This window comes from Gordonia alkaliphila (assembly GCF_039542465.1).
Taxonomy (GTDB): Bacteria; Actinomycetota; Actinomycetes; order Mycobacteriales; family Mycobacteriaceae; genus Gordonia; species Gordonia alkaliphila.
Genome location: NZ_BAABIE010000046.1, coordinates 1 through 1,135, shown reverse-complemented (window position 1 = coordinate 1,135; position 1,135 = coordinate 1). Strand labels below are relative to the sequence as shown.

The 1,135-nt window shown below is 62.0% G+C and carries 1 protein-coding gene; it reads right to left on the bottom strand.

The features are described 5' to 3' along the window. Positions 1-1,135: IS1634 family transposase (locus ABD989_RS17635; RefSeq protein ID WP_345314504.1), on the bottom strand; the 1,135-nt coding region annotated here is incomplete at both ends.

Sequence of the window (1,135 nt, the reverse complement as noted above, 5' to 3'; positions counted from 1 at the left end):
CGTCGGCGAGGTCGTCCGGTAGTGGGTCGGCGGCGGTGATGATCTGGTCGCCGACGCGGATCTCGATGGTCCGGTAGCGGCGGGTGGTGGTCACGAACTTCTTGATCGACCAGCCTGTCCGTTCCTCGACCACCCGTGTCACCGCGAGTGCTGCCATCACGATCGCCAAATGCGCACGGATCGAGTCCTCGGTCCGGTGGTAGATCGGCCGCGCCGCCAAATCGCCTTTTGACATGCGGAAACTCTTCTCGATCCGCCACAGCTGATGGTAGGCGCCGATCACGAACTCCGGAGTCGGCCCATCGATGTTGGTGATGTAGGCCTTCCACCCGGCCAGCGACCGCGCCTTCGTCTCCAACTCGCGATTGACGCTCTTGTCCGCGCCCTTGAGAGTGACGAACCGGTTCCGCTTGACCGGAATCTTGCCTTCCACGGCCTTCTCGGCTTTTCCTATCTGTTCGTTGATCCCGCGCAGGCTCCGCCGAGCCCGATCGGCCGAATACCGGTAATAGGTGACCCGGTTGCGCCGAAAGCTCGTCTTCGCGTGTGCGCGCTGGTGCTGGGCCAGGGTCAGCCCGTCCGCTGGCGTCTGATCGGGATGGTCGGCGACCCACTTGGCGATCTGGTACGGGATCGACGGCATCCGCTCACCGAGGATGAACGAAAGATCCTCTCGTTCAATCGCTTTCATGTTCTCCGCGGAGATCATGCCCGCGTCGGCGACGACGGTGACGTCGCTGAGGTCATGGGCTGCCATGAACTTCAGGACGGTCGGAACGATCGTGAGTTTCTCGCTCTTATTGCCCTCGAACGCCTCGATCAACAGCGGGAAACCAGTGGCGTCGGTGAGCATCCCCACGGTGATCTGCGGCTCGAGACGACGTTCTTTCGAGAATCCGGGTTCGCGGAATCCATCGGCCTTGTCCGTCTCGAAGTACAGCGTCGTGACGTCGTACAACACGAGCGTCGTAGGCCCCAGGCCTGCATGCTTGGCACACGCGGCAGCGAGATTCTGTCGCCAGGTGTCGGTGGCGTAGATCGGCAGGCGACGGTTCATCGTCGGATACGACATTGCCGGCACACCAACTTCCTCGAGGACACGGATCGAGTCGAGTTTGCTGGTGGGCTCAATGAT